Annotated in this window: 1 pseudogene; it reads left to right on the top strand. The window is 34.5% G+C overall.

Annotation, left to right across the window (positions count from 1 at the left end):
- Positions 1–187: 187 nt before the first annotated feature.
- Positions 188–505, top strand: a pseudogene (locus AC1DRF_RS32155) (sigma-70 family RNA polymerase sigma factor); the annotation flags it as partial.

Below are 505 nucleotides of genomic sequence, written 5' to 3'. Positions count from 1 at the left end.
TTTATTAACTGATTCTTTACTACGGTTTAAATGTTCACCAATTCTTTGGAACGTCATCTGCCCATATTGTTCTTCAAGGAATAAATCTTCCTCCATTGTCCATAGCTTTTGATTTTTACTCAATGTTATCTTCCTTTTTACTGTCTTCTTCATTTTAGATTTCTGCACGGACTGGAGGGAGATAACATTGAGTAAAAATCAAAAGCTATGGACAATGGAGGAAGATTTATTCCTTGAAGAACAATATGGGCAGATGACGTTCCAAAGAATTGGTGAACATTTAAACCGTAGTAAAGAATCAGTTAATAAACGGATTATACGATTAAATCTTCGTAGTGAAGAAAATTGCTTACGTAAAAAATGGACAACGGAGCAAGAGACTTTCCTAAGAGAAAACATTAACATCATGAATAACCGTGAAATAGGTAATCATTTAGGTAAGAGCCCTGCTTCTGTTGCTACTCGTATTAAAATATTAAAACTAGCCCGAAGAGAAACACTGCGT

Source organism: Priestia sp. P5_B4, assembly GCF_056400385.1.
Note: the sequence above shows the minus strand (reverse complement) of the source record. Positions and strands in the feature narration are given on the sequence as shown.